The 22,509-nt window shown below is 39.7% G+C and carries 24 protein-coding genes and 1 pseudogene; 19 read left to right on the top strand and 6 right to left on the bottom strand.

The features are described from left to right. Positions 1-71: 71 nt before the first annotated feature. Together JCM10596_RS10685 and JCM10596_RS10680 are read right to left on the bottom strand one after the other, a co-directional pair. Positions 72-1,187: a bifunctional cystathionine gamma-lyase/homocysteine desulfhydrase gene (locus JCM10596_RS10685; protein WP_234410475.1), complete on the bottom strand. Its 1,116-nt coding sequence runs from the start codon at positions 1,185-1,187 to the stop codon at positions 72-74. 13 nt (positions 1,188-1,200) lie between these two features. Further along, positions 1,201-2,127 (bottom strand): PLP-dependent cysteine synthase family protein, encoded by a 927-nt coding sequence (locus JCM10596_RS10680; protein WP_025027126.1) that lies wholly within the window; start codon positions 2,125-2,127, stop codon positions 1,201-1,203. A 339-nt stretch (positions 2,128-2,466) separates the two neighbouring features. On the opposite strand from JCM10596_RS10680, the gene JCM10596_RS10675 reads away from it, so the two are divergent. From JCM10596_RS10675 to JCM10596_RS24955, 9 genes are all read left to right on the top strand, one after another. Beyond that, positions 2,467-3,105 (top strand): class I SAM-dependent DNA methyltransferase, encoded by a 639-nt coding sequence (locus JCM10596_RS10675; RefSeq protein ID WP_025027125.1) that lies wholly within the window; start codon positions 2,467-2,469, stop codon positions 3,103-3,105. A 335-nt stretch (positions 3,106-3,440) separates the two neighbouring features. Then, positions 3,441-3,860, top strand: coding sequence for an RrF2 family transcriptional regulator (locus JCM10596_RS10670; RefSeq protein WP_025027124.1), 420 nt, complete (start codon positions 3,441-3,443; stop codon positions 3,858-3,860). Between the two features lie 10 nt (positions 3,861-3,870). Next, the gene (locus JCM10596_RS10665) at positions 3,871-4,086 is read left to right on the top strand and encodes a YezD family protein (protein WP_025027123.1); all 216 of its coding nucleotides are present in this window, start codon (positions 3,871-3,873) and stop codon (positions 4,084-4,086) included. Between the two features lie 196 nt (positions 4,087-4,282). After that, the gene (locus JCM10596_RS10660) at positions 4,283-5,323 is read left to right on the top strand and encodes a sulfate ABC transporter substrate-binding protein (RefSeq protein ID WP_025027122.1); all 1,041 of its coding nucleotides are present in this window, start codon (positions 4,283-4,285) and stop codon (positions 5,321-5,323) included. Between the two features lie 74 nt (positions 5,324-5,397). Next, positions 5,398-6,228, top strand: coding sequence for a sulfate ABC transporter permease subunit CysT (gene cysT, locus JCM10596_RS10655; protein WP_034681128.1), 831 nt, complete (start codon positions 5,398-5,400; stop codon positions 6,226-6,228). 16 nt (positions 6,229-6,244) lie between these two features. Beyond that, complete coding sequence (gene cysW, locus JCM10596_RS10650) at positions 6,245-7,144, top strand: sulfate ABC transporter permease subunit CysW (protein WP_025027120.1); 900 nt, start codon at positions 6,245-6,247, stop codon at positions 7,142-7,144. Position 7,145: 1 nt separating this feature from the next. Further along, positions 7,146-8,219 (top strand): sulfate/molybdate ABC transporter ATP-binding protein, encoded by a 1,074-nt coding sequence (locus tag JCM10596_RS10645; RefSeq protein ID WP_025027119.1) that lies wholly within the window; start codon positions 7,146-7,148, stop codon positions 8,217-8,219. Between the two features lie 108 nt (positions 8,220-8,327). Next, complete coding sequence (locus JCM10596_RS10640) at positions 8,328-8,666, top strand: hypothetical protein (protein WP_025027118.1); 339 nt, start codon at positions 8,328-8,330, stop codon at positions 8,664-8,666. A 144-nt stretch (positions 8,667-8,810) separates the two neighbouring features. Further along, positions 8,811-9,581, top strand: a complete 771-nt coding sequence (locus JCM10596_RS24955; protein WP_051541268.1) for a D-alanyl-D-alanine carboxypeptidase family protein — start codon at positions 8,811-8,813, stop codon at positions 9,579-9,581. 143 nt (positions 9,582-9,724) lie between these two features. On the opposite strand, the gene JCM10596_RS27775 is transcribed toward JCM10596_RS24955, so the two are convergent. The 4 genes from JCM10596_RS27775 to JCM10596_RS10615 all read right to left on the bottom strand — a co-directional run bounded on the left by JCM10596_RS27775 (position 9,725) and on the right by JCM10596_RS10615 (position 13,443). Next, complete coding sequence (locus JCM10596_RS27775; RefSeq protein WP_025027117.1) at positions 9,725-10,588, bottom strand: stalk domain-containing protein; 864 nt, start codon at positions 10,586-10,588, stop codon at positions 9,725-9,727. Positions 10,589-10,657: 69 nt separating this feature from the next. Beyond that, a complete protein-coding gene (gene pepT, locus JCM10596_RS10625; RefSeq protein WP_025027116.1) occupies positions 10,658-11,890 on the bottom strand; it encodes a peptidase T in 1,233 nt (410 codons plus the stop codon). 85 nt (positions 11,891-11,975) lie between these two features. Next, entirely contained in the window at positions 11,976-12,497 is a 522-nt protein-coding gene (locus tag JCM10596_RS10620; RefSeq protein ID WP_025027115.1) for a hypothetical protein, read from the bottom strand. Between the two features lie 130 nt (positions 12,498-12,627). Continuing rightward, on the bottom strand, positions 12,628-13,443 hold the full coding sequence (locus JCM10596_RS10615; RefSeq protein WP_025027114.1) for a copper amine oxidase N-terminal domain-containing protein: 816 nt from the start codon (positions 13,441-13,443) through the stop codon (positions 12,628-12,630). A 135-nt stretch (positions 13,444-13,578) separates the two neighbouring features. Between JCM10596_RS10615 and JCM10596_RS10610 the strand changes: the two genes are divergently transcribed. The 10 genes and pseudogenes from JCM10596_RS10610 (at position 13,579) to JCM10596_RS10570 (ending at position 22,409) form a co-directional block, all read left to right on the top strand. Continuing rightward, complete coding sequence (locus JCM10596_RS10610; RefSeq protein ID WP_034681126.1) at positions 13,579-14,205, top strand: DNA-3-methyladenine glycosylase; 627 nt, start codon at positions 13,579-13,581, stop codon at positions 14,203-14,205. 195 nt (positions 14,206-14,400) lie between these two features. Further along, entirely contained in the window at positions 14,401-14,973 is a 573-nt protein-coding gene (locus JCM10596_RS27770; RefSeq protein WP_025027112.1) for a TetR/AcrR family transcriptional regulator, read from the top strand. A gap of 147 nt (positions 14,974-15,120) precedes the next feature. Further along, the gene (locus JCM10596_RS31740) at positions 15,121-15,315 is read left to right on the top strand and encodes an SDR family oxidoreductase (RefSeq protein WP_267879687.1); all 195 of its coding nucleotides are present in this window, start codon (positions 15,121-15,123) and stop codon (positions 15,313-15,315) included. Then, entirely contained in the window at positions 15,284-16,216 is a 933-nt protein-coding gene (locus tag JCM10596_RS24940; protein ID WP_267879689.1) for an SDR family oxidoreductase, read from the top strand. The genes JCM10596_RS31740 and JCM10596_RS24940 overlap by 32 nt, the downstream gene beginning before the upstream one ends. Before the next feature lie 15 nt (positions 16,217-16,231). Beyond that, a pseudogene (locus tag JCM10596_RS31305) lies at positions 16,232-17,780 on the top strand (aldehyde dehydrogenase family protein). A gap of 64 nt (positions 17,781-17,844) precedes the next feature. Next, positions 17,845-18,807, top strand: coding sequence for a helix-turn-helix transcriptional regulator (locus JCM10596_RS10590; protein WP_025027111.1), 963 nt, complete (start codon positions 17,845-17,847; stop codon positions 18,805-18,807). A 188-nt stretch (positions 18,808-18,995) separates the two neighbouring features. Continuing rightward, positions 18,996-19,262, top strand: a complete 267-nt coding sequence (locus JCM10596_RS10585; protein WP_025027110.1) for a phosphocarrier protein HPr — start codon at positions 18,996-18,998, stop codon at positions 19,260-19,262. Between the two features lie 3 nt (positions 19,263-19,265). After that, the gene (ptsP, locus tag JCM10596_RS10580) at positions 19,266-20,984 is read left to right on the top strand and encodes a phosphoenolpyruvate--protein phosphotransferase (protein ID WP_025027109.1); all 1,719 of its coding nucleotides are present in this window, start codon (positions 19,266-19,268) and stop codon (positions 20,982-20,984) included. A 19-nt stretch (positions 20,985-21,003) separates the two neighbouring features. Beyond that, positions 21,004-21,504 carry a PTS sugar transporter subunit IIA gene (locus JCM10596_RS10575; RefSeq protein WP_025027108.1) on the top strand — a complete coding sequence of 167 codons (501 nt, stop codon included), beginning with the start codon at positions 21,004-21,006 and terminating at the stop codon, positions 21,502-21,504. Between the two features lie 83 nt (positions 21,505-21,587). After that, positions 21,588-22,409, top strand: a complete 822-nt coding sequence (locus tag JCM10596_RS10570; RefSeq protein WP_025027107.1) for a PRD domain-containing protein — start codon at positions 21,588-21,590, stop codon at positions 22,407-22,409. The last annotated feature ends 100 nt before the right edge of the window (positions 22,410-22,509 follow it).

The following is a 22,509-nucleotide window of genomic DNA, read 5'->3' as shown; positions in this document are numbered from 1 at the left end:
AATGCCCCTTTTTGTTTTAATTCAGAAGGGACATCGTAAACGCTATGTGGTGAACAAATATAAATCAATCACTATTTAGCTAACGCAAAATGTAAGTCCTCAATTAAATCTTCCACATCTTCTAAACCGACTGAGATTCGAATTAAACCGTCGGTAATTCCTAATTCTAATCTTCTTTCACGTGGAATAGACGCATGTGTCATTTTAGCTGGGAGAGAAATTAGGCTTTCTACAGCGCCTAGACTTTCAGCCAATGTAAAATACTTTACCTTTTTAAGTACTTCCTCAGCCTTGTGATTACTTCCTACATCAAAAGAAATCATCCCTCCAAAGCCTCGCGCTTGAATCTTATGGACCGAGTGTCCTTGATGAGTTTCAAAACCTGGGTAGTAAACTTTTGATACGTGTGAATGCTCTACTAGGAATTTAGCAACCTTTTTTGCATTTTCTTCAATCTCTTCCATACGAATTGCTAAAGTTTTTATGCCTCTAATTAATAGCCAGCTATCTTGTGGTCCGAGTATTGCCCCAATAGAATTTTGTATAAAATGTAGGTCGGTTGCTAAAGACTCTGAGTTAACGACTACTAAACCAGCAACAACATCACTATGTCCCCCTAAGTACTTTGTCGCACTATGCAGAACGATATCCGCTCCGAATTCAATTGGATTTTGCCAATAAGGAGTACTAAAAGTATTGTCGACAATCATTAGTAAGTTGTGTGACCTTGTTAACTTTGAAATGCTCTTTAAGTCTGTTATTTTTAGTAAGGGGTTTGTCGGCGTTTCAATATAGATTGCTTTTGTATTTTCTTTTATTGCAGCTTCGACAACTGCGAGGTTACTAGTATCTACAAAAGAAACTTCGATATTGTACTTAGTTAATACTTTTGTCATTAAACGATACGATCCACCATAAACATCATCTGTTAGAATAACATGGTCTCCTGATTTGAATAAATTCATTACAGCAGAAATAGCCGCCATTCCTGAACCGAATGCATAGCCTTTGAAGCCACCTTCAATATCCTTAATTAATTCTTCTAGGGCATGTCTTGTTGGATTTCCCGTTCTTGCATACTCGTAGACAAAATTACCAACTCCATCTTGTTTAAATGTACTTGCGTGGTGAATCGGGATTGACACTGCTCCTGTATGTTCATCTCTTGAAATACCACCATGAATCATCTGAGTTTTTTTCTCATTTATTCTCACCCTCATAAATAAATTTACTTAAATAACGTTCACTACTATCAGGAAAAACTGTCACAATATTTGTACCCGGCCGAGCAATACTCGCCTCTCTTATTGCAGCTTCAAACGCAGCTCCTGATGAACTTCCGACTAACAGTCCTTCAAGTAAAGCTAATTCTTGTACACGCTTAAATGCATCCTCATCTAAAATCGTATGAATTTGGTCGAAGTAGGAAGTATCCATGTACTCTGGCAAAAATTCCAATCCAATTCCTTCTGTCCTATGAGGTCCTGACAATCCACCATTTAAAATTGAGCCTTCTGGTTGCACAATTACTGTTTTTATTTGTAAATTTTTCATCTTTAAATATTGTGCGCATCCCATGAACGTACCACCAGTTCCAGCACCGGCCACGAAAACGTCAATTTTGCCATCCAAGCTTTCGTAAAGTTCTGGGGCTAATGTTTCAAAATATGTTTTAGGATTATTGTAATTACTAAATTGCTGGGGGCTATACGATTTAGGTAGCTCCTGTAATAATTCCTTTGCTTTCCTAATCGCGCCTTCCATTCCCTCTTCGGTCGGAGTATTGATTACCGTTGCACCTAAAGCTTTTATTAGAGCTTGCTTTTCCATGCTAAATTTTTGAGGTACCACACAAATTACTTTAATCTTCGTACCAACTGCAGCTAAAGCCAAACCAATTCCTGTATTTCCAGCTGTCGGTTCTATGACAATTCCATCTTCAACAAGATGCCCGTTTTCGATTGCTGTTTGAATCAACTTTTTCCCTAAACGATCTTTTACACTACCACCTGGGTTAAAATATTCTAGTTTGGCAAATAGATTCACTTTATTTGGTATCTCAAAATGATTAATTTTTACGAGTGGAGTACATCCGATTAACTCTTTTATATTATTGTAATACTTCATTAGGCAACACCTCTAATTTTTAGAACATTCACATTGAACTTCATTACATGTTGGTACCTCAGCTGAAAACAAGACATCTTCATATTGTGATCATTTTTTAATTAATCGTTTTTTATTCTCTTTGAAGTTTAAAGTTGATTATTCCTATTTGCATAGTATGATTTATTATTGTATTTGTCAATTATTTAATCACTATAATAATTTGCTTGGATATATGTTTACTCATTGCAATTTTCTAGTTTAGAAAAAATAAAATGATTTAGTTGCGATAATTTTATTTTTAACATACTATACTCATAGGTTTTGTTTGATTAAATGTTGTAAGGAGTGATTTAACATATGGGCCTTGAATTTGTGGAGCTTTTTGATAATTGGGCAGAGGTATATGATGAATCGGTAACGGGTAAAGATTTTGAATATAAAGAAGTATTTTCAAATTACGAGATGATCCTCGATACAGTTTGTGAATTCGTGTCTGGACATGTAGTTGAATTTGGAGTTGGGACTGGGAACTTAACACAGAAGTTATTAGATAAAGGCTACCATGTAACTGGATTTGAACCATCGTCTTCTATGATGAGAAAGGCAAAAGAAAAACTATCAGAAGAGGTTTCTTTATTCAATGGGGATTTTATTACTTTTTATACGAAAGAGCCTATGGATGCATTTGTTAGCACGTATGCTTTTCATCATTTGACAGATGCAGAGAAAGCTGAAGCAATCTCTAAGTATAGCTCTTTACTTTCAAAGGGAGGAAAGGTAGTTTTTGCCGATACTGTTTTTATAGATGAAGTGCATAAACAAAAGTATATTGCTGCCGCTAAAGATAAAGGATTTTTTAACCTAGCACAAGATTTAGAAACTGAATATTATACAACGATCCCTACTTTAGAAAAGATATTTAATACTCATGGATTTTTTGTTCAGTTCAAAAGATTAAACACTTTTGTTTGGCTTATTGATGCTACTAAGTTATAGAACGGACAACCATAATTTTTTCACAAATAAAATGGAAGAAAGCCTCGAAAAAGGTAAGACATCCTATCGATGGCAGGTCGAAATTATAGTAATAAAGGGCATAAATAGGCAGCCTTATATTTTGATTACCGTTTCCAATATGCACTTAACGTTCGAACCGTGTCCTGGTCTAAAATGTAGAAAAAATCGATAAAATGAAGGGTATAAAACATATAATTCATAGTTGACAAATAGGAATAATGTGAATAAAATGAAATTTATATTCAATATCCTAAGTGTTTCTTTGTTTAAAAGTCTACTGAATGACTGGGGTTTAAAAAGGGGAGGTTAGACTAGTGAAAATTTCAAGCAGAGGAGAATATGCCTTACGTGCGCTATTAGTTTTAGGGCAGCAATCTGGGTACATTCTATCTATAAGTGAAATTTCAGAGAAAACGCTTGTCACTATTAAGTACTTAGAACAAATTCTTTTACAGTTAAAAAAACTGAACTATGTAGAAAGTAAGCGAGGGGTTCAAGGAGGATATAAGTTAGTATTATCTCCTGAGCAAATAGTCATAGGTGAGGTGATCCGACAATTAGAGGGACCGTTGTCTCCCATGAGCTGTGCAAGTGTAACGGCTTATGAACCCTGTGGACTTGAAGGAAGCTGTTTGTTAAAGCCGCTTTGGGTCTTGGTTCGTGACACGATTGCAAAGGTGTTAGAAAAAACCACTCTTGATGATTTACTAAAAGGACGAATAGAAAATTTATAGAGGAGAGAGTATCTTGTTTGAGCAGAAGCGAAATAAAGAAGTAGTAGAGCATATTCTCCAGTCGTTAGAAGGATTGGAATATGGATCTATCCAAATCACTGTCCATGATTCACAGATAACTCAAATTGAACGAATTGAAAAGCTGCGTTTTCCATCAGTAAAAAATCGTCCTGTCAAGAATCAAACAGCTAGTACTAATGCAAGGGAGGAAAGGAAGAAGTCGTAGTGTGTTCTACTATAAGATATTTTTCTTCATCACTGATAGAGATAAGATATGGCGGTTGCCGACCAGATAACTGGAGGCTCCTTTCTATAAATGAGAAAGAATCAATGATCCAACCATTATGATTCTACTTGTTTATGGGATAGGAGCCTTTTTTACTGAATAAGTTTATATATTTAAGCAAAGGGGAGTATTAACAATGAAGAATAAGATAAGAAAAAGAGTTGTATTGATATTGATAGTGGTTCTGATGATATTGAGCGGATGTGTAACAGATTCAACACAATCTGGATCATCCAGTTCAAATGAAATCACGCTCTTAAATGTGTCGTATGACCCTACGAGAGAGCTATATAAGGAATATAATAACTTATTTATTCAGTATTGGCAGGAATTAAAAGGGCAACAGGTGACCATTCAGCAATCACATGGTGGCGCTGGAAGTCAAGCTCGCGCTGTCATTGATGGATTAGAAGCTGATGTGGTGACTCTGGCTTTAGCCTATGATATTGACCAAATGCACAAAGTAGCCAATCTTATTCCTGTTGATTGGCAAAGTCGTTTGGATCATCAATCTACCCCTTATACCTCCACCATTGTTTTTTTAGTAAGAAAAGGAAACCCCAAAAATATTAAAGATTGGGAGGATTTAATTAGAAATGATGTGGAGGTCATTACACCCAATCCAAAAACTTCTGGAGGAGCTCGATGGAATTACCTTGCTGCATGGGGGTATGCATTAGAAAAAAATAATCAGGATGAGGAGCAAGCAAAGAAATTTGTCAGTCAGCTCTATCAAAATGTTCCTGTTCTAGATGCAGGTGCTAGAGGGTCTACGACTACTTTTGTGGAACGTGGGATTGGAGATGTCCTGTTATCCTGGGAGAATGAAGCTTTCCTAGCAATCAATGAATTAGGGGAAGACCAATTTGAAATCGTTGTTCCATCGTTGAGTATTCTTACAGAACCACCCGTGACTGTGGTAGACAAAAACGTAGATAAAAAAGGAACGCGGGAAGTAGCAGAAGCCTATTTAGCCCATTTGTATACAGAAGAAGCGCAAGAAATCATTGCCAAGCATTATTATCGGCCTAGAAATGAAAAGGTAGCGGCGAAATATAAGGATGTATTCCCACAGGTTCAGCTTTTTACAATTGACGAAAAATTTGGAGGATGGCAAGAAGCCCAAGAAAAACATTTCAATGATGGAGGAGTTTTTGACCAGATATACACTCCATAGAGAATGAGTAACGTAGGGATACAGGTCACATTTATATTTAGAAAGAAGTGAGCGTATTGAGCAGAATATCTTCCATGAAACTAAAACAACATCATATTTTGCCAGGGTTTGGATTAACATTAGGGTTTACGTTGTTATTTATAGGATTAATGATTCTTATTCCAATATCGTTGGTCTTTTTAAAAACCTCTACAATGGGCTGGAATGACTTTTTGCAGACTGTAACTAATCCGAGAGTTGTAGCCTCCTACAAATTAAGCTTTGGTACTGCGGCGGCAGCGGCGGTGATGAATGCCATCTTTGGCTTACTCATCGCTTGGGTGCTTGTGCGTTATCAATTCCCAGGAAAACGCTTGGTAGATGCTCTTGTCGATCTTCCATTTGCGTTACCTACTGCGGTGGCGGGCATCTCGTTAACAGCTTTATATTCAAGTAATGGGTGGATAGGTCAGTTATTAGAACCGCTCGGTATAAAGGTTGCTTACACTCCTCTTGGAATTATTATAGCTCTTACCTTTATTGGGTTACCTTTTGTGGTACGGATGGTTCAACCCGTTCTGCAGAGTTTGGATAAAGAATATGAAGAAGCAGCAACGAGCCTAGGAGCTAATCGGTTGCAAATCTTTTGTAAAGTGATAATGCCAGAGGTGATCCCAGCTTTATTAACGGGCTTTTCTTTAGCTTTTGCTAGAGCCTTAGGAGAGTATGGTTCTGTTGTTTTCATCTCTGGAAATATGCCACTGCGTACGGAAATAGCTCCTTTACTCATTTTTACTAAGCTAGAACAATATGATTATGCAGGAGCAACGGCTATTGCTGCTGTTATGCTCAGCATTTCTTTTGTAATACTCTTATGTATTAACCTTCTTCAATGGTGGAGTCGGCATCGTTATGATCATAGATAGAAAAGAGGAATGAATAATGTCTGGAAATAATCCATTGCAACACCTCCCTACGGAATGGTCTCCCATAAGAAAAACAGGTGAAGCTTCACTAGTAAAATGGCTCTTGGTGTCAATTGCTTTACTCTTTTTGGGGGTATTTCTGGTTATTCCACTTGTAGCGATTTTTGTTAAAGCATTTGAACAAGGAATCGCGGTCTATTTAGCTTCTATTATTGATCCATATGCTTGGAAGGCTATTTCCTTAACTTTATGGGTCGTGCTGATCACTGTACCGTTGAATATCCTTTTTGGTTTAGCAGCAGCTTGGTCGATCGCCAAATTCAATTTTAAAGGAAAAAATATTCTTATTACCTTGATCGACCTTCCTTTTGCTGTATCACCCGTTATTGCGGGTCTAATTTTTGTTCTTATGTTCGGAGCACAAGGCTTTTTGGGACCATTATTAGTCAATTGGGATATCAAGATTATCTATGCCACTCCTGGTATTGTCCTAGCTACGATGTTTGTCACTCTCCCTTTCATTGCTAAAGAATTAATTCCTTTGATGCAATCCCAAGGTACAACGGACGAAGAGGCTGCACTCACTCTTGGTGCAAATGGATGGCAGACGTTTTGGCTTGTTACTTTACCAAATATTAAGTGGGGATTGCTATACGGGGTCATCCTTTGTAGTGCTCGGGCAATTGGTGAATTTGGAGCTGTTTCCGTTGTTTCAGGACATATTCGTGGTATGACAAATACAGTTCCTCTGCATATTGAAATTCTCTATAATGAATATCAATTTACAGCCGCCTTTGCTGTTGCTTCTTTAATGTCAATAGTAGCATTAGTCACCCTATTACTGAAAAATATTGTGGAATGGAAAGCAAATCGAGGAAGTATAGACTCAAAGAGCTCAATGATAGGAGGGAATTAAATTGAGTATACAGATTAAACAAATTTCTAAGAGCTTTGGCTCATATCAAGCGTTAAATAATATTGATTTAACCATTCCTACTGGAGAGCTTGTGGCTCTACTCGGGCCTTCTGGGTCTGGAAAAACAACATTGCTTCGCATTATTGCTGGTTTGGAACAAGCTGATCAAGGAAGCATTTATTTGGATCAGAAAAACATGACTGATAGCCATGTAAAAGAAAGAAATGTCGGCTTTGTGTTCCAACACTATGCTCTCTTTCGGCATATGACGGTCTTTGATAATATCGCTTTTGGTTTGAAGGTTCGCCCTAGGAAGGAAAGACCTTCTAAAGAAAAAATACGTGAAAAGGTATTTGAATTGCTTAAGCTAGTTAAGCTAGAATCGTTCAGCGATCGCTATCCTACCCAGCTTTCTGGTGGACAACGACAGCGTGTTGCTTTGGCTCGTGCGTTGGCGGTAGAACCAAAAGTTCTCTTATTAGATGAACCATTTGGAGCGTTAGACGCCAAGGTTCGTAAAGATCTTCGACGTTGGTTACGCCAGCTACACAATGAAATCCCTATTACAAGTGTATTTGTCACACATGATCAGGAAGAAGCCTTAGATGTCGCAGATCGTATTGTAGTTATGAATAATGGGGGAATTGAACAAATCGGAACGCCGGAAGAAGTTTATGATTATCCAGCTAATCCCTTTGTGTATCACTTTTTAGGGAATGTAAATCTCTTTCAAGGGCGAATCCAACAAGGGAAGATGACTTTTGGTGATGTTATATTGGAAGCTACAGATGATAAGAAAATGGTAGAATCACAGGTTGTTGCTTTTGCTCGACCGCATAATATCAAAATAGAGCGAGCTAAAAATGAAGGTCAAGCATTTCCAGCTAGAATTGAACATATACGCTCTGTAGGACCCATTGTTCATCTTGAATTATCTCGAACGGATACGAAGGAATTTATTGAAGCTGAATTAAGCAAGGAAGAGTTTAGAGCGTTGAAGCTCCAAGCAGGAGAAAAAGTATTTGTGAACCCTAAAGATATGAAGGTTTTTTTACAGGAAGAATACACAATCTAAATCATACAAGATAAGAAGGGAACGTGTATAATATTGACTAATGATTGCCTATTAAAGATATAGTATAATGGACAGAATAAGGCTATTGTCTAAATAGGGGGACTATACATGAAATGGACGAAAGGTTTTTTTGCACAAGATCCTCAGGAATTAGAAATGAAAATAAATGATTTTTTTCAGCAAAATGATTTTGGGATTACGGATATTCTTTATGATGTCATGGATAGTGGGGAACTTGGTATTTACTATACAGCATTGATTCAGTATAGTACCAATAAACAAATTAATCCTGTGAGGGTTTTTATTGCGGAAAGCCCAGAGGAGCTAGAAAAGCAGGTTAATTTCTATTTAGTCGATAGTCGAGCGGAAATTGATGTATCGAATTATGCTACTTTATTTAAGCAAGAGAAGTTTGTTTTCTCCTATATTGCAACCTTCAAACAATAACAAAGCAGTGACGAAAAAGCCCATAGAAATATGGGTTTTTTCTTTCGCCTTTTATTGCATGAACAAGATGCTTCTCCTATACAGGCTCTCCCTTTTCTACATATTGTAAGAGTAAAAGGACAAAGATGAAGAAAGGTGGGGACGATGAAAGCAGTTCACCCTTTAGCGAAAAGTGCTACCTCTGCGGTAGTCATGAATGTGACCACAGGAGAAATTTTATTTGAAAAAAAGATGAATGAAAGAGTTCCTCAAGCGAGCTTGACCAAAATCATGACGCTGTTAATTATTTTTGACAAGATGAAGAAGGGAGCATTCACCCTTTCGGATAAAGTGACGATCAGTCCGTACGCCGCCTCTATTAAAGGATCAACAGCTTGTTTCCAAAGCGGAGAAGAGGTGACGGTAGAGGATCTCATTAAAGCAATTGTAATCTCATCAGCAAATAATGCCTCCGTGGCTATGGCAGAGTATATTGCAGGAAGTGAAAAGAGATTTGTTTCTTTTATGAGAAGAAAGGGTAAAAGAATGGGATTGAAGAACACGTTTTTTGCCAACCCTACGGGATTAGATCGAGGGGGAAGTTATTCGTCTGCCTTCGATATGGCAATCCTGTCTAAAGCCCTCCTTGCTCATCATACGATATTAAGATACTCCAAAATGAAGAAAACAGTGATTAAACAAAACAGTGTTGAGTCAGTCGAATTGATCAATACAAACAAATTGCTAGAGGATCATCCAGAGATTGATGGTTTGAAAACAGGGTATACTCCACGGGCGAAAGCGTGCCTTTCAGCGACAGCAACCAGAGGGAAGCACCGAGTCCTTGCTATTGCTATGGGTGCACCAGATAAAAAAACAAGAGATATGGAGATCCTAGAGATGATCCATTATGCTTGGTTGCGTTTGGGAGTTTAAACTTCCACAAAACGGGTTAGTGAGAATGATAGTATCAAAATGGCTCCTGTAAAAAAGAAAAGAAAAGTAAAGTAAAAAGCTGTCGAGGGGTTTCTCGACAGCTTGACGAATCGATGACCGATTCGTTTTTTTTTTGTACATCATTATTCGCTAGCAATGTAAACTGTTTTGGTGGCTCCATCCCAGCTTACTTTTGCTCCCAATGCTTCACTCACAAAGCGAAGAGGGACGAGGGTTCGACCTCCAATGATTTGAGCTGGGGTAGATAATTGAATTTTTTCCCCATTTATCATGGCGGTAGAATCCCCTATTTTTAAGGAGATGTGGCGGTCGTCTTTGACGGCAACGACTGTTTTTTCAGCTGCATTCCATTCAATAGTGGCTCCCAATTCTTCAAAAATAGCACGCAACGGTACCATCGTACTATTATTTTTAATAATGGCAGGTTGATCAAACACAAGATAATCTCCATCTAAAACAACATGAGCCATTTCAAAAATACGAGTCAGAGTAAGCTTTGTTGGTGGATTGTTCTTACGGGCATAGTCTGATCCACCTTCATATTTTTTTACGGAGCTTCCAGACCATTCAATATACCAGCCTAAGAACTCTCCCTGCGCTTCGTCTTCGCTAACTCCAAAATCAAAGGCAAGAAGGCTTCGAATACCAACAATTTGCTTCACAATTCGATCAGGTAAGTTTGAAACGCCACTTGCTTTTACTAATTCAGGGGTATCATAAACTAAATATAGATTGGCTTTGCTTCCTGAAACCTTCCCTTTGACAGGAATAGCATACGTGTCGTTTCGATACGTGGCATAGTAGGTTCCTGTAACGTCAGATCCCTTTTGTTGAAGCGTTAACTCGACAAACGTATTGTCTACGGTTATTGCTCTCCAATCCCCATTAAGATCTAGTCCTTTGGATGTAGCCCCAACCGTTGTACTGCTAAGTATGAAAGATAAAGCTAGTACTAAAATAAATAAAGATGTACTTAATTTTCTCATGTTCTCCTCCCAGTTATGTAAAATCTAGAAATAGTATAACATAGGTAGGAGATAAAAAGTCCTAGAATCTTATTTGCTTTGTTCAACTAATTGGCAGATTTCAATGATCACCTGAGTGGCTTTTAGCATATTGTCTACGGATACATATTCGTATCTGCCGTGGTAGTTTTCGCCGCCTGTAAAAATATTAGGTGTGGGCAGTCCCATATAAGAAAGCTGAGAGCCGTCAGTTCCTCCGCGAATAGGGTATACTTCTGGAGTGATGTCCAGATTTTTCATCGCTTGGAAGGCGATATCTACAATTTCTTTGACAGGCTCAATTTTTTCTCTCATGTTATAATATTGGTCTTTTAATTCAAGCAAAATGGTAGCTTTGTTATATTTTTTTTGTAGTTCCTGAACGACTTGGGTGACATATTCTTTGCGAGCTTCAAATGCCTGTCTGTCAAAATCTCTAATAATATAATGAAGCTTGGTTTCTTCCACATCCCCCTGTATAGAAATAAGATGATAGAATCCTTCATAGCCTTCTGTCGTTTCGGGAGCCTCCTCAACAGGAAGCTTTTGATTAAACTCCATGGCGATTTTGGCAGAGTTAATCATCTTATCCTTCGCCGTTCCAGGGTGCACATTTTTTCCTTTAAAGGTTATTTTGGCTTCAGCAGCATTAAAGCTTTCATATTGAAGCTCACCAAGAGGCCCACCATCCATGGTGTAAGCAAAATCGGCACCAAAGGCAGTTACATCAAATTTATGCGCTCCTCTTCCGATTTCCTCGTCGGGTGTAAAACCGACCCGTATTTTTCCGTGTTTAATCTCAGGATGCTGAATCAGGTAGTTCATGGCTGTCATAATCTCTGTAATCCCTGCTTTGTTATCTGCTCCCAGCAGGGTGGTTCCATCTGTAGTGATCAGAGTATGCCCTTGATATTGCACTAATTCAGGGAAGTCTTGGGGAGAAAGAATAATGTTCTGCTCTTGATTTAAAATGATATCTTTTCCATCATAGTTTTCAACGATTTGAGGCTGTACATTCTCTCCAGTAAAATCGCTGGAGGTATCCATATGAGCTAAGAACCCAATAGTAGGGACTTCTTTGTTCGTATTGGCGGGGAGTGTAGCCATCACGTAACCGTTTTCATCTAAGGACACTTCTTGCATCCCCATCTCTTTTAATTCTTCCACCAATTGTCTAGCTAGGTTGAGCTGACCTGGCGTTGATGGGCAGGTTGCGCTGTTATCATCTGATTCGGTGTTTACCTTTACATAAGAAACCAGTCTGTTTATAAGTTCTTCTTTCATTACAGTTCCATCTCCTTTAGCTATTTCATTCTATGTCCATCATAATACGAAAAGGTGGGGTGGTAAAATAAATATGTAGTCTCTATTATTTTTCTGAATCGGCATCAAATTCCCGTGTCCATTCATGATTAATTCCTAGATATTGATAATAAATAGTGATGCTGTGTACGTCCTTTTCTGAGTGCCATAATGAATAGAAAGGCTTTTGATCATAAGTGAAATCATAATACTTTTGCTTTTCAGGGTCTATGTTGTTCTTGGGATCACTATAATATTCTTCTAGCTCTTTATCAGTCAGCGCAGGCTCGATTGACGATCCAATAGCGGATTGGCATTCGAATTGATCTAAATCGGGAACCCCGTTAATATGACTCCTACATAAGTTCACCTCTTTAGTCGTTCCATTGATGAGCACGTTCGTTATTTTTATGTTATAAGAACCTTCGTTTTCTAGTAGGGCAAAAGAGCTTCCATTTAAGTGCAATCCAGATGAAGAATGAACTAGAGGAGGGTGTTTTTTCAGATAAAAAAAGCTGACAGAGAAGATTAGCAGCAAGAGAACCAGAGATAATAAGAATACGTTCCTTTTTTTTGATCGATTTAGCATTTTGGACCCCCTTTCTAACAAGTGCAACGGGATAAAAAAATAGCCCTTGTTGACAAGGGCTACTAGGCACTTCAGTCTATCTTAGATTGTAAAATATTTCTTGTGACTGTTCAATCATACGAAAGTCATATTATGGTCTGATTTCATAGAAAATCATAAAGCCAACATCGATTTTCATTAACACATTGCTGCCATCGTTCACAGTAAAGGAAATACTCTCATCAGGCAGTAATAGATTTAGAGTCATTCCTACTTCTTCACACCATACTTTTAAATCAGGAACATTTTTGTTAAAGTTATTTTTGTAGCTTCTTACATCAGAAAAATCGGCTTTAATTAAGATTTTTCCATCTTTTTGTTCGACCTTATAGTTGGACAGAGAATACGTTTTGACTGATGTTTTTGCTGAATTGTAGTTGTTCTCCATGAATTTTTTCAGCTCTGCTGGGTTGGTATAGTCTGGGGCTGTAGCTGCCAATTCTGTGATTCTATCGGCGGCTTTTTCACCAAGCTCATCATTATATGTAATGCTTACTGTCTTAGTTGGGGAATCCCATAATACTTGTGCGCCTAAAGCTTCACTAATAAAGCGAAGAGGAACCATTGTGCTTCCTTTCGAGATAATAGCAGGTTGGTCTAATACAACAGGAATTTCATGCTCTCCGTTTGAAATTCTAGCCACCTTAGAACCGATTCGAAGGTTGATAAACATATATTCATTAGCAGCAATAACTTGTTGAACGTCTGACTTCCATTCCACTTCAGCTTCTAATTTTTCAAAAATTCCTCGAAGTGGAACCAACGTTCTTCCATTCATAGCCATACCGCTGAATGACTGTACTTCCCCATTGATTTGAATCTTAATGTTAGAATTGGCATCTGCTAGATTAGGTTGTATCGTTAAGATTAAGCAGATAATGGTAAATAATACTAAGCTCTTTTTCACGTGATCACTCCTATTTTGTCTTAAAATGTTTGTCCAAAAACTATATATTCTACAAATAGTTACAATATCCTCTTAAAGAATATATATTTTGACAAATTCCCTTAATTTTTTGTAGAAACATGGAGGAAAATCGGTATGAACCACTCTTTTTCATTAATAGAACAGATCGTGGATCGATCTCTCTTTCAACTACCTACCCTTGATTTGGCAAGAGCTTTACTCGGTAAGCTATTGGTCAAGGAAACGGAAGAAGGCATTGCAGCAGGGAGGATTGTTGAAACAGAAGCCTATATTGGTCCAGGTGACCGGGCGGCTCATAGCTATGGCAATCGACGGACCAAGAGGACTGAGATTATGTTTGGTCCTGCGGGATATGTGTACACGTATGTTATGCATACTCATTGTCTAGTTAATGTAGTCAGCGGGAAAGAAGATCATCCTGAGGCAGTCCTTATTCGAGCTGTTGAGCCCTATTATGGTCTTGAGCTAATGTATCAGCGGCGTGGGGAGAAGAAGAAGGAACAGGAATTAACCAATGGTCCTGGAAAACTGACGAAGGCATTGGGAATTGATATGTCTGACTATGGCAGAAGCTTTTCTATCCCGCCCTTATATATTGCGGAGGGAGCACCACCTGAAGCAGTTTTGACAGGTCCCAGAATCGGTATTGAAAATAGTGGGGAAGCCAGAGATTATCCATGGCGCTTCTGGGTTCGTGACAACCCTTTTGTATCAAAATTTAGACCTCCTCAAAAGACGTAACTCGTAAATAAAAAGGTATCTTCAGGCGATACTAACCATCAGTTGGAGTAAAAAATCCATCTGATGGAAGTCTGCTTTTATGAAGAAGGTTTGACAGAAGGGCATGTAATCCAGTAGAATAAGGGCAAACATAACTGACTGACGTGTCAGTTATAAGTGGCTTATTTCTTTTTAGGATGTGTAGGAGTTGAACCCATGAAACCAACAGAAGAGGTATTACTTGAATCGGCGCTAAGCATTTTCAGCGCTAAGGGCTATCATTCAACACGTGTTTCAGATATTGTACAAAATAGTAACCTCTCGCAGGGTACATTTTATCTCTATTTTACGAGTAAAGAGGATATTTTTATCCGCTTAATTGAAGCCTTTCTAACTGATATTGTAGCAGAAATCGAGAAGCTCTCGGCTGAACTTGCCCAATTAGAACCCAGCAGCCGATTTAAACAAATGATTCAGAATGGCTTACGGATTTTTTGTGAGCATCAGGAAGTAGCGAAGCTCACGATGAATTTCAAGCATGAAACAGATCAGATCAAGCTTGCTTGTCTAAGATATGATGATGCGATTAGAGAATATATCCGTGCTAATATTCAACACTTTGAACCGTATATAAGCATGACAGAGGAGCAATTAGATATGGCAACCTTCTCTATGTATGCCATGATTCAGCACCTAGCCTATGAGTGGTTTATCGTGCGCAAAGCAGATGAAGGGTATATCGAACGGCTGGCGGATGTCCTGATCATGATGATTTTGCAAAACAAATAGTGACAGAACAAAGAGAAAGAAGATAGACACTAAGCTAAGAGTGTCTATTTTTGAACCGCTAACTGACTGACGTGTCAGTTATATGCTAGGTTGATCCATTGACAAGATAAGGAGAATCTTATTGTCAGGTAGGAAGGGGAGGATGGAATGGGGAATGTCTATTTTTTTACCGGATTTCCGGGATTTATTGCTACACAGTTAATAAAGGAGATTCTGCGACAGAAGCGACCTCTGAAGCATGTGTATGTTTTGGTTCTACCGAAGCTGGTGTCTAAGGCACAGCAGGAGCTGGAAAGACTCTACGAAATGGATTCACAGCTCCAAGGAAGATGTACTGATTGAAGGGGATATTACTCAGGAACACCTCGCTTTAGCTACTTCTGTTGTTGAAGAACTGCAAAGAGAAGTGACCCATGTTTTTCATTTGGCAGCGATTTATGATTTAGCCGTCGAAGAAAGAAGGGCGGAGCTGGTGAATGTGGGCGGTACTTCTCATGTGAATCAATGGGTAGGTCAGCTAGAAAAGCTTGAGAGGTATGTTTATTTTAGTACGGCGTATGTTGCCGGAAAAAGAGAAGGTCTGATCTTAGAAACAGAACTAGAGAAACAACAATCCTTTAAGAATCACTATGAACGCACCAAGTATGAAGCGGAGGTGCTGGTGGAAAAGGTAAAAAGGACGGTTCCCACCACCATCATACGTCCAGGTATCGTAGTAGGACACTCACAGACAGGTGAAACCATTAAATTTGATGGTCCCTATTTTATGATGAATTTCTTTGATAAATTAAAATTCCTTCCTCTCATCCCTTATGTCGGTGCTGGGGCTGCACAAGGGAATTTTGTCCCTGTCGATTATATTATTCAAGCAACGGTTTATTTAGCTCACGAATCAAAAGGGGTGGGGCAAACCTATCATTTAACAGACCCCAGACCCTATACAATGAAAGAGGTGTACCGTTTTATATTAGAAGAACAGCTAGGGAGGAAGCCAAGAGGGATGATTCCTGTTTCGCTGGTCAAGAGGATGTTACGCTATGCACCACTGAGGAAATGGGCAGGTGTCGAACAAGAGTCTATGGATTATTTTACTTGCCAAGCCATCTATGACTCGACACAAGCTCAGGAGGATTTAAAAGGTTCGGGAATTGCTTGTCCAGATTTTAAGCAAGTCCTGACCCCCATTGTCCAGTATTACCTAGAGAACAAGCATGATCAAACAAAACAGATTCACATCCATTAAGGGGGACTGGAAAGAATGACAGATATTCAACAAAAGAAATGGGAAGTGATCGGACCTGCAACAGGTGAAGTCATTGGACATATAGAAGAAACGAGCATAGAGCAAGTAGAGGATATCTATGTGAAGGCGAAAAATGCCTTTCAAATATGGTCACAATACTCTATTGAACAAAGGCTTGATCATCTGCGACGAGTAAAGAACGATATCTCAGACCATATGGAGGAGCTTGCCCACATCGTTGCAGAGGATACGGGAAAGGTCAAGGTGGAAGCCCTCGTGGCAGACATTTATCCTGTTCTCGATGCTCTTGATCATCTGCTGAAGCATGCCAAAAAGAATTTAGCCCCCCAGAAGGTCAAGACACCTCTGATGCTGATTGGGCGAAAATCGTATGTAGAATATATGCCGAGGGGAGTTGTTCTAGTCATTTCGCCTTGGAACTTCCCTTTCCAATTGGCGATGGTTCCTGTGATCAGTGCCTTAGTCAGTGGGAATACAGTGATTCTAAAGCCTCTGAGGTGACTCCCTTAGTAGGAAAATGTATCGAGGATGTATTGATTCGATCGGGGATGCCAGCAGGGGTTGTCCAGGTAGCTCACGGTGGAAAAGAATTAGGGGCTGCTCTAACGGCGGGAAAACCAGATTATATCTTTTTTACTGGCTCGGTGCGCACAGGTCAGATCATTCAAGCGCAAGCCGCCAAGGACTTGATTCCGACCACCTTAGAGCTGGGAGGCAAGGACCCGATGATTGTCTTCGCCGATGCCAACTTAGCCCGGGCGGCTCGGGCGGCAGTGTGGGGAGCATTCACTAATAGCGGTCAGGTATGTATGTCTATTGAACGCTTGTATGTGGATCGAAAAGTAGCTCAACCTTTTATTCGCCTTTTAATTGATGAAATCAACAGGCTCAAGCAGGGAACAGATCTCCATGCAGATATTGGCTCTATGACTTTTGAGGGTCAGCTCTCTATTGTCAAGGAACAGCTAGAGGAGGCACTGAAGAGAGGAGCCCAGCTTGAAACAGGGAAAAAACCAACGGAGTGGAAAACGGATAAAGGGATGTTCCTAGAGCCTATGCTTTTAACCAATGTAGAGCAAGGGATGAAGGTGGTACAGGAAGAAGCATTTGGTCCTCTCCTTCCAGTGATTCCCTTTGACACAGAGGAAGAAGTGATAGGCTATGCCAATGATTCAATCTATGGTTTGAATGCCAGTGTTTGGAGCTCTGATCTAGCAAAGCCAGACGAGTCGCCTCCCAATTGGTAAGCGGAGGTGTGGTGATTAATGATGTGATTATTTCTGTAGCCAATCACGCTCTTCCTTTTGGAGGGGCGAAGTTCAGCGGAATCGGCAGGTATCATGGTGAAGGGGGATTGCGTATTTTTTGCCATGAAAAAGCCATTATTGTGGATGCAGGTAAAAGAAAAACAGAGGTGTTTTGGTTCCCATACAAGGATAAGTATCCTTTATTGGCTCAATTGCTGCAAAGCCTGTATGGAAAGAGAAAGAATTGGATTCAATTTATCAAATCTTATATAGGGCTGGTCAGAAGGAGTCAATGAACCAGCGTTCTAGACTCAGCCTGTGCTAAAATGAAAGGAAGAATCTTGATCCGTAGGTGATTCCATGTCTAAGTCAAAAAGACTGATTGAACTGATGATTAGAATGAATACGAAACGAAAATTTACGGTGGGAGAGCTGGCGGAGGAATTTCAGGTTTCTAAGCGAACCATTTTACGAGATTTACAGGAGCTTTCCGAAGCTGGGCTTCCATTGTACTCCGAGGTAGGAGCGAATGGAGGCTACCAGATTCTAAAGGAGCGAACGCTTCCTCCCATTTCTTTTTCAGAGGATGAAGCGGTGGCTATGTTTTTTGCCATTAAATCGCTCCAATACTACTCCTCTCTCCCTTTCCAATCTGAATCCATCTCGGCGTTAGCTAAGTTTTATCATTATTTGCCTCATGAGGTGAAGGAACAAATCAATGAGCTAAGAAACAGAATAACCTTTTGGGTTCCTCATCATGAGCAACCCGCTCCTTTTCTGAACGAGTTGGTACAGCATGCGGTCAAACAACAAGTCGTTATGATTGAGTATGAATCAAAAGCAAGGGACACCGAAAGAGAGATTCAGCCGATTGGTGTCTATAGTATGAATGGACTGTGGTATTGTCCCGCCTATTGCTTTCAGGAGGAGGAGATACGTCTCTTTAGAGTCGATAGGATAAAGGGTTTATATTCGACAGACAAGCAAAAGCCAAGAAAAGAGATCACCAAATATACGATTCAACAGTTCCTAAAAGGCGATGGGCAAGAGGGGGAGCTTCTCCCGTTTGTCGTCCAACTAACCCGCGGTGGGGTCAAACGCTGTGAATCGGATGTCTGGTTAAGCAAAACCTTGACAGTTCATGAGGATGGAACGGGAAGAATTGATGCCAAAATCCGACATTCCTTCATCTCTTGGGCGGCTCTCTTTTTTCTAAGTTGTGGTCCGGACGCTGTGGTAGAGCAGCCTGAGATCCTTGTTCAAGAAATTAAAGAAAAACTTGAACAAATGGTGTACAATTACCAAAACCGTTGTCATAGCTGACGAAGTATGTTAGAATTTCAGGTAAGAAATCGAAAAAAATAACGGGTCACGTGTTACTGATTCGATCAGGCATGAGTGAAAATGATGATTTGGATAAATAGTAAAGGGGAGGAAACTCTTTTTGCTACAATCCCATCTTTTCTACTCATGCCTTTTTTCAATAATTAAAACAAAGGAGAATGATCATTATGCAAGAAAAAACATTTAAAGTGATTAGTGAAGCAGGTCTTCATGCACGTCCAGCAACCATTATTGTTCAAGCAGTGGGTAAATTCGAAGCTGATATCAACATCGTATACAACGGAAAAACAGTCAATCTGAAATCGATTATGGGAGTTATGTCTTTAGGAATTCCTCAAAACGCAGAAATCACAATTACAGCTGAAGGATCAGATGAAGTAGATGCAATTAACGAGATTGAAGAAGTGATTAAACGCGAGAAATTGGGTGAGTAAATCATGGCATCAGTGATAAGCGGGATTGCAGCCTCTAATGGAGTGGCTATTGCCAAAGTGTTTCGTCTAGAAAACATGGAGCTTAGAATTGAAAAAAAAGAAGTGCAAGACACGGAGGCAGAGGTTCAACGCTTAGAGCAAGCGATCCAAACTTCTATGTCAGAACTAGAAAAGATTAAGGAGCATGCAAACAAAGAGTTAGGAGAAGACAAGGCTGCTATATTTGCTGCCCACCTCCTCGTCCTTAATGATCCAGAGCTGATTAATCCAGTGAAAGATCGGATACGCAGTGACAAGCTCAATGCGGAGTATTGCTTAAATGAAACCGCTACGATGTTTATTACGTTGTTCGAACAAATGGATAATGAGTATATGAAAGAAAGAGCCGCGGATATTCGTGATGTGATTAAGCGTGTCCATGCTCATTTGCTAGGAGTGCAGTTGTCCAACCCTAGCCTGATTTCTGAAGAAGTGGTTGTCATTGCTGAGGATTTAACACCTTCCGATACGGCACAGTTGAATCGTAAGTTTGTTAAAGGATTTGCTACAGATATTGGAGGCAGAACTTCGCACTCAGCGATTATGGCACGTTCGATGGAAATACCGGCGGTTGTCGGAACCAAGCAGATTACGAAGCAAGTGGAGAATGGAACGCTGTTGATCATTGATGGGTTAACAGGAGAAGTGATTATTGACCCTACACCTGAAACAGTAGCTCAGTATGAACAGAAAAAGAAAGAATACGAATCTCAAAGAGAAGAATGGGCTAAATTAGTTCATGAAAAAACTCTGACAACAGATGAGGTTCATGTAGAGCTTGCGGCGAATATAGGAACGCCTGAAGATGTAAACGGTGTCTTGAAAAATGGAGCGGAGGGCATCGGTCTATATCGTACAGAGTTTCTTTATATGGGAAGAGATCAGCTACCAACTGAGGAAGAGCAGTTCGAGGCATATAAAAGTGTGTTAGAAAGAATGGAAGAGAAACCTGTCGTTGTCCGGACCTTAGATATTGGTGGAGATAAAGAGCTTCCTTACCTTCACCTGCCTAAAGAATTGAATCCTTTCCTAGGCTTCCGTGCTGTTCGACTCTGCTTAGAAGAGCAAGGAATATTCAGAGAGCAACTAAGAGCGCTTCTGCGTGCGAGTGTCTATGGAAATCTTAAAATTATGTTTCCGATGATCGCCACGCTTGAAGAATTTAGACAGGCTAAAGCCATTTTATTGGAAGAAAAAGCAGCGTTACAAGAAAAAGGAGTATCCATTTCAGAGCAAATCGAGCTAGGAATTATGGTGGAGATTCCGTCAACGGCTGTCCTTGCTGATCAATTTGCCCAAGAAGTAGACTTCTTCAGTATTGGAACGAATGATCTCATTCAATATACAATGGCAGCAGATCGTATGAACGAGCGAGTATCTTATCTGTATCAGCCTTACAATCCATCTATTTTACGCTTGATCAACATGGTGATCAAGGCGGCTCATCAAGAAGGAAAATGGGTCGGAATGTGTGGAGAAATGGCTGGAGATGAAATTGCTATTCCTATATTATTAGGACTTGGACTGGATGAGTTTAGTATGAGTGCCAGCTCCGTCTTACCGGCTAGAAGCCAGATTAGAAAATGGTCGATGACAGATGCACAGAAGCTGGCTGAACAAGCTCTAACGCTTAAAACAGCAGAAGAGGTACAGGCTTTAGTCTTAAAATCGGTCAAAGTATAAAGGGGAAAGGGTGGAGAGAGTGTTAGATATCTTATTTGGCAAGAAAAAAAAGCAAACACAAGAAGTTATCGTGGCTCCTCTGACAGGAACAGTCAGAACGATGGAAGAAGTTCCTGATCCTGTGTTCTCCCAAAAAATGATGGGAGATGGAGTAGCGATCGAGCCTTCTGAGGGTCAAGTTGTGTCGCCGGTAGAAGGAGAGATTATTTCCCTTTTTCCAACCAAGCACGCGATTGGAATCCGCTCCAAAATGGGTGTGGAGATCTTGATTCACATTGGTCTTGAAACGGTATCTATGAATGGGGAAGGATTTGAGTCCCATGTCAAAGAAGGAGATAAAGTCAAGGCTGGAGATAAGCTGATTACCTTTGATTTAGAGCTTGTGAAAGAGAAGGCTGCCAGTACGATCACTCCTGTGGTGATTACCAATGGTGATCTGGTCCAAAGCATGGAAAAAGGAACTCAGACTTCAGTTGATAAAGGACAATCAGAACTACTTAAGGTAGAAGTAAGATCTTAGGAAGTGAATGGTTATTTTGACTCTAACATAGGGATTGAATTATGATAGAGTCAACATCTCCATTGTAAGGAGTGAACCATGCGATGAAAATTCATAAGATCTTAAATAATAATACCGTGGTTGTGATGGACGGAGAGATTGAAAAGATTGTGATGGGAGCGGGAATCGGTTTTCAGAAGAGAAGAAACGACATCGTTCCCAAGTCACAGATTGAAAAGATCTTTGTCATGGAGGAAGAAAGTGAACGATTTCAGGAGCTGTTGAAAACGTTGCCAGTGGCACATATTGAGATGGCGGAAGAAATTATTAGTTATGCTGAACGAGAGCTATGTGTTCCTCTCAGCAACCATGTTCATATTGCCTTAACCGATCACTTATCCTTTGCCATCGAACGATTGCAAAAAGGGATCGATATTGAAAATAAATTGTTAAATGAGATCAAGATTTTCTATAAAAAAGAATTTGAGATTGGTCTGTGGGCTAAGGCTTTACTGAAAGAGCGGTTAGGAATTGAAATTCCAGAGGATGAGGTAGGGCATATTGCTCTACATATTCATAATGCCAAAGAGCATACATCCATGGAGCATACAGTAAGACATGCCACCATGATCCAGGAAATGATTCAAATAATAGCCAATGAGTTGAAAAAGGACATTACTCAAGACAGCTTGTCTTATCAACGTCTGCTGACTCACCTGCGCTTCACCATTAAATCATTAGAGGATCAGGAGCCCTTGCATTTAATGGATACAGAAATGCTGCACATGATTAAGACAAAATATCATCAGTCATTTCAGATTGCCGTAGAGATGAACCGATACGTGCAACAAGAGTATGGAATCGACTTCCCAGAGTCAGAGCTGGGCTATGTAACATTGTATATTCAACGAATATATGAACAATAAAATAAGGTAGGATTGTTACTGCAGCATTGGCAGGCAAGACCTAAGATGAGTATAGGGGAGCATAACCGCAGATTGACCCTTAATCCGTTTTAGGTCTTTT

The organism is Caldalkalibacillus mannanilyticus JCM 10596, assembly GCF_000615945.1.
Taxonomy (GTDB): domain Bacteria; phylum Bacillota; class Bacilli; order Caldalkalibacillales; family JCM-10596; genus Bacillus_AT; species Bacillus_AT mannanilyticus.
This window is presented reverse-complemented; position numbering and strand designations above follow the sequence as displayed.

Bases quoted from the DNA above. Each gene is read 5' to 3' on its own strand.
- JCM10596_RS10620 (WP_025027115.1), bottom strand. From the start codon at position 12,497: ATGCTAAATCGATCAAAAAAAAGGAACGTATTCTTATTATCTCTGGTT.
- JCM10596_RS10570 (WP_025027107.1), top strand. From the start codon at position 21,588: ATGAAAATTCATAAGATCTTAAATAATAATACCGTGGTTGTGATGGAC.
- JCM10596_RS10585 (WP_025027110.1), top strand. From the start codon at position 18,996: ATGCAAGAAAAAACATTTAAAGTGATTAGTGAAGCAGGTCTTCATGCA.
- JCM10596_RS10610 (WP_034681126.1), top strand. From the start codon at position 13,579: ATGAACCACTCTTTTTCATTAATAGAACAGATCGTGGATCGATCTCTC.
- JCM10596_RS10640 (WP_025027118.1), top strand. From the start codon at position 8,328: ATGAAATGGACGAAAGGTTTTTTTGCACAAGATCCTCAGGAATTAGAA.
- JCM10596_RS10590 (WP_025027111.1), top strand. From the start codon at position 17,845: ATGTCTAAGTCAAAAAGACTGATTGAACTGATGATTAGAATGAATACG.
- JCM10596_RS10660 (WP_025027122.1), top strand. From the start codon at position 4,283: ATGAAGAATAAGATAAGAAAAAGAGTTGTATTGATATTGATAGTGGTT.
- JCM10596_RS24955 (WP_051541268.1), top strand. From the start codon at position 8,811: ATGAAAGCAGTTCACCCTTTAGCGAAAAGTGCTACCTCTGCGGTAGTC.
- JCM10596_RS27770 (WP_025027112.1), top strand. From the start codon at position 14,401: ATGAAACCAACAGAAGAGGTATTACTTGAATCGGCGCTAAGCATTTTC.
- JCM10596_RS27775 (WP_025027117.1), bottom strand. From the start codon at position 10,588: ATGAGAAAATTAAGTACATCTTTATTTATTTTAGTACTAGCTTTATCT.
- cysW (WP_025027120.1), top strand. From the start codon at position 6,245: ATGTCTGGAAATAATCCATTGCAACACCTCCCTACGGAATGGTCTCCC.
- JCM10596_RS10680 (WP_025027126.1), bottom strand. From the start codon at position 2,127: ATGAAGTATTACAATAATATAAAAGAGTTAATCGGATGTACTCCACTC.
- ptsP (WP_025027109.1), top strand. From the start codon at position 19,266: ATGGCATCAGTGATAAGCGGGATTGCAGCCTCTAATGGAGTGGCTATT.
- JCM10596_RS31740 (WP_267879687.1), top strand. From the start codon at position 15,121: ATGGGGAATGTCTATTTTTTTACCGGATTTCCGGGATTTATTGCTACA.
- pepT (WP_025027116.1), bottom strand. From the start codon at position 11,890: ATGAAAGAAGAACTTATAAACAGACTGGTTTCTTATGTAAAGGTAAAC.
- JCM10596_RS10675 (WP_025027125.1), top strand. From the start codon at position 2,467: ATGGGCCTTGAATTTGTGGAGCTTTTTGATAATTGGGCAGAGGTATAT.
- JCM10596_RS10685 (WP_234410475.1), bottom strand. From the start codon at position 1,187: ATGATTCATGGTGGTATTTCAAGAGATGAACATACAGGAGCAGTGTCA.
- cysT (WP_034681128.1), top strand. From the start codon at position 5,398: ATGAAACTAAAACAACATCATATTTTGCCAGGGTTTGGATTAACATTA.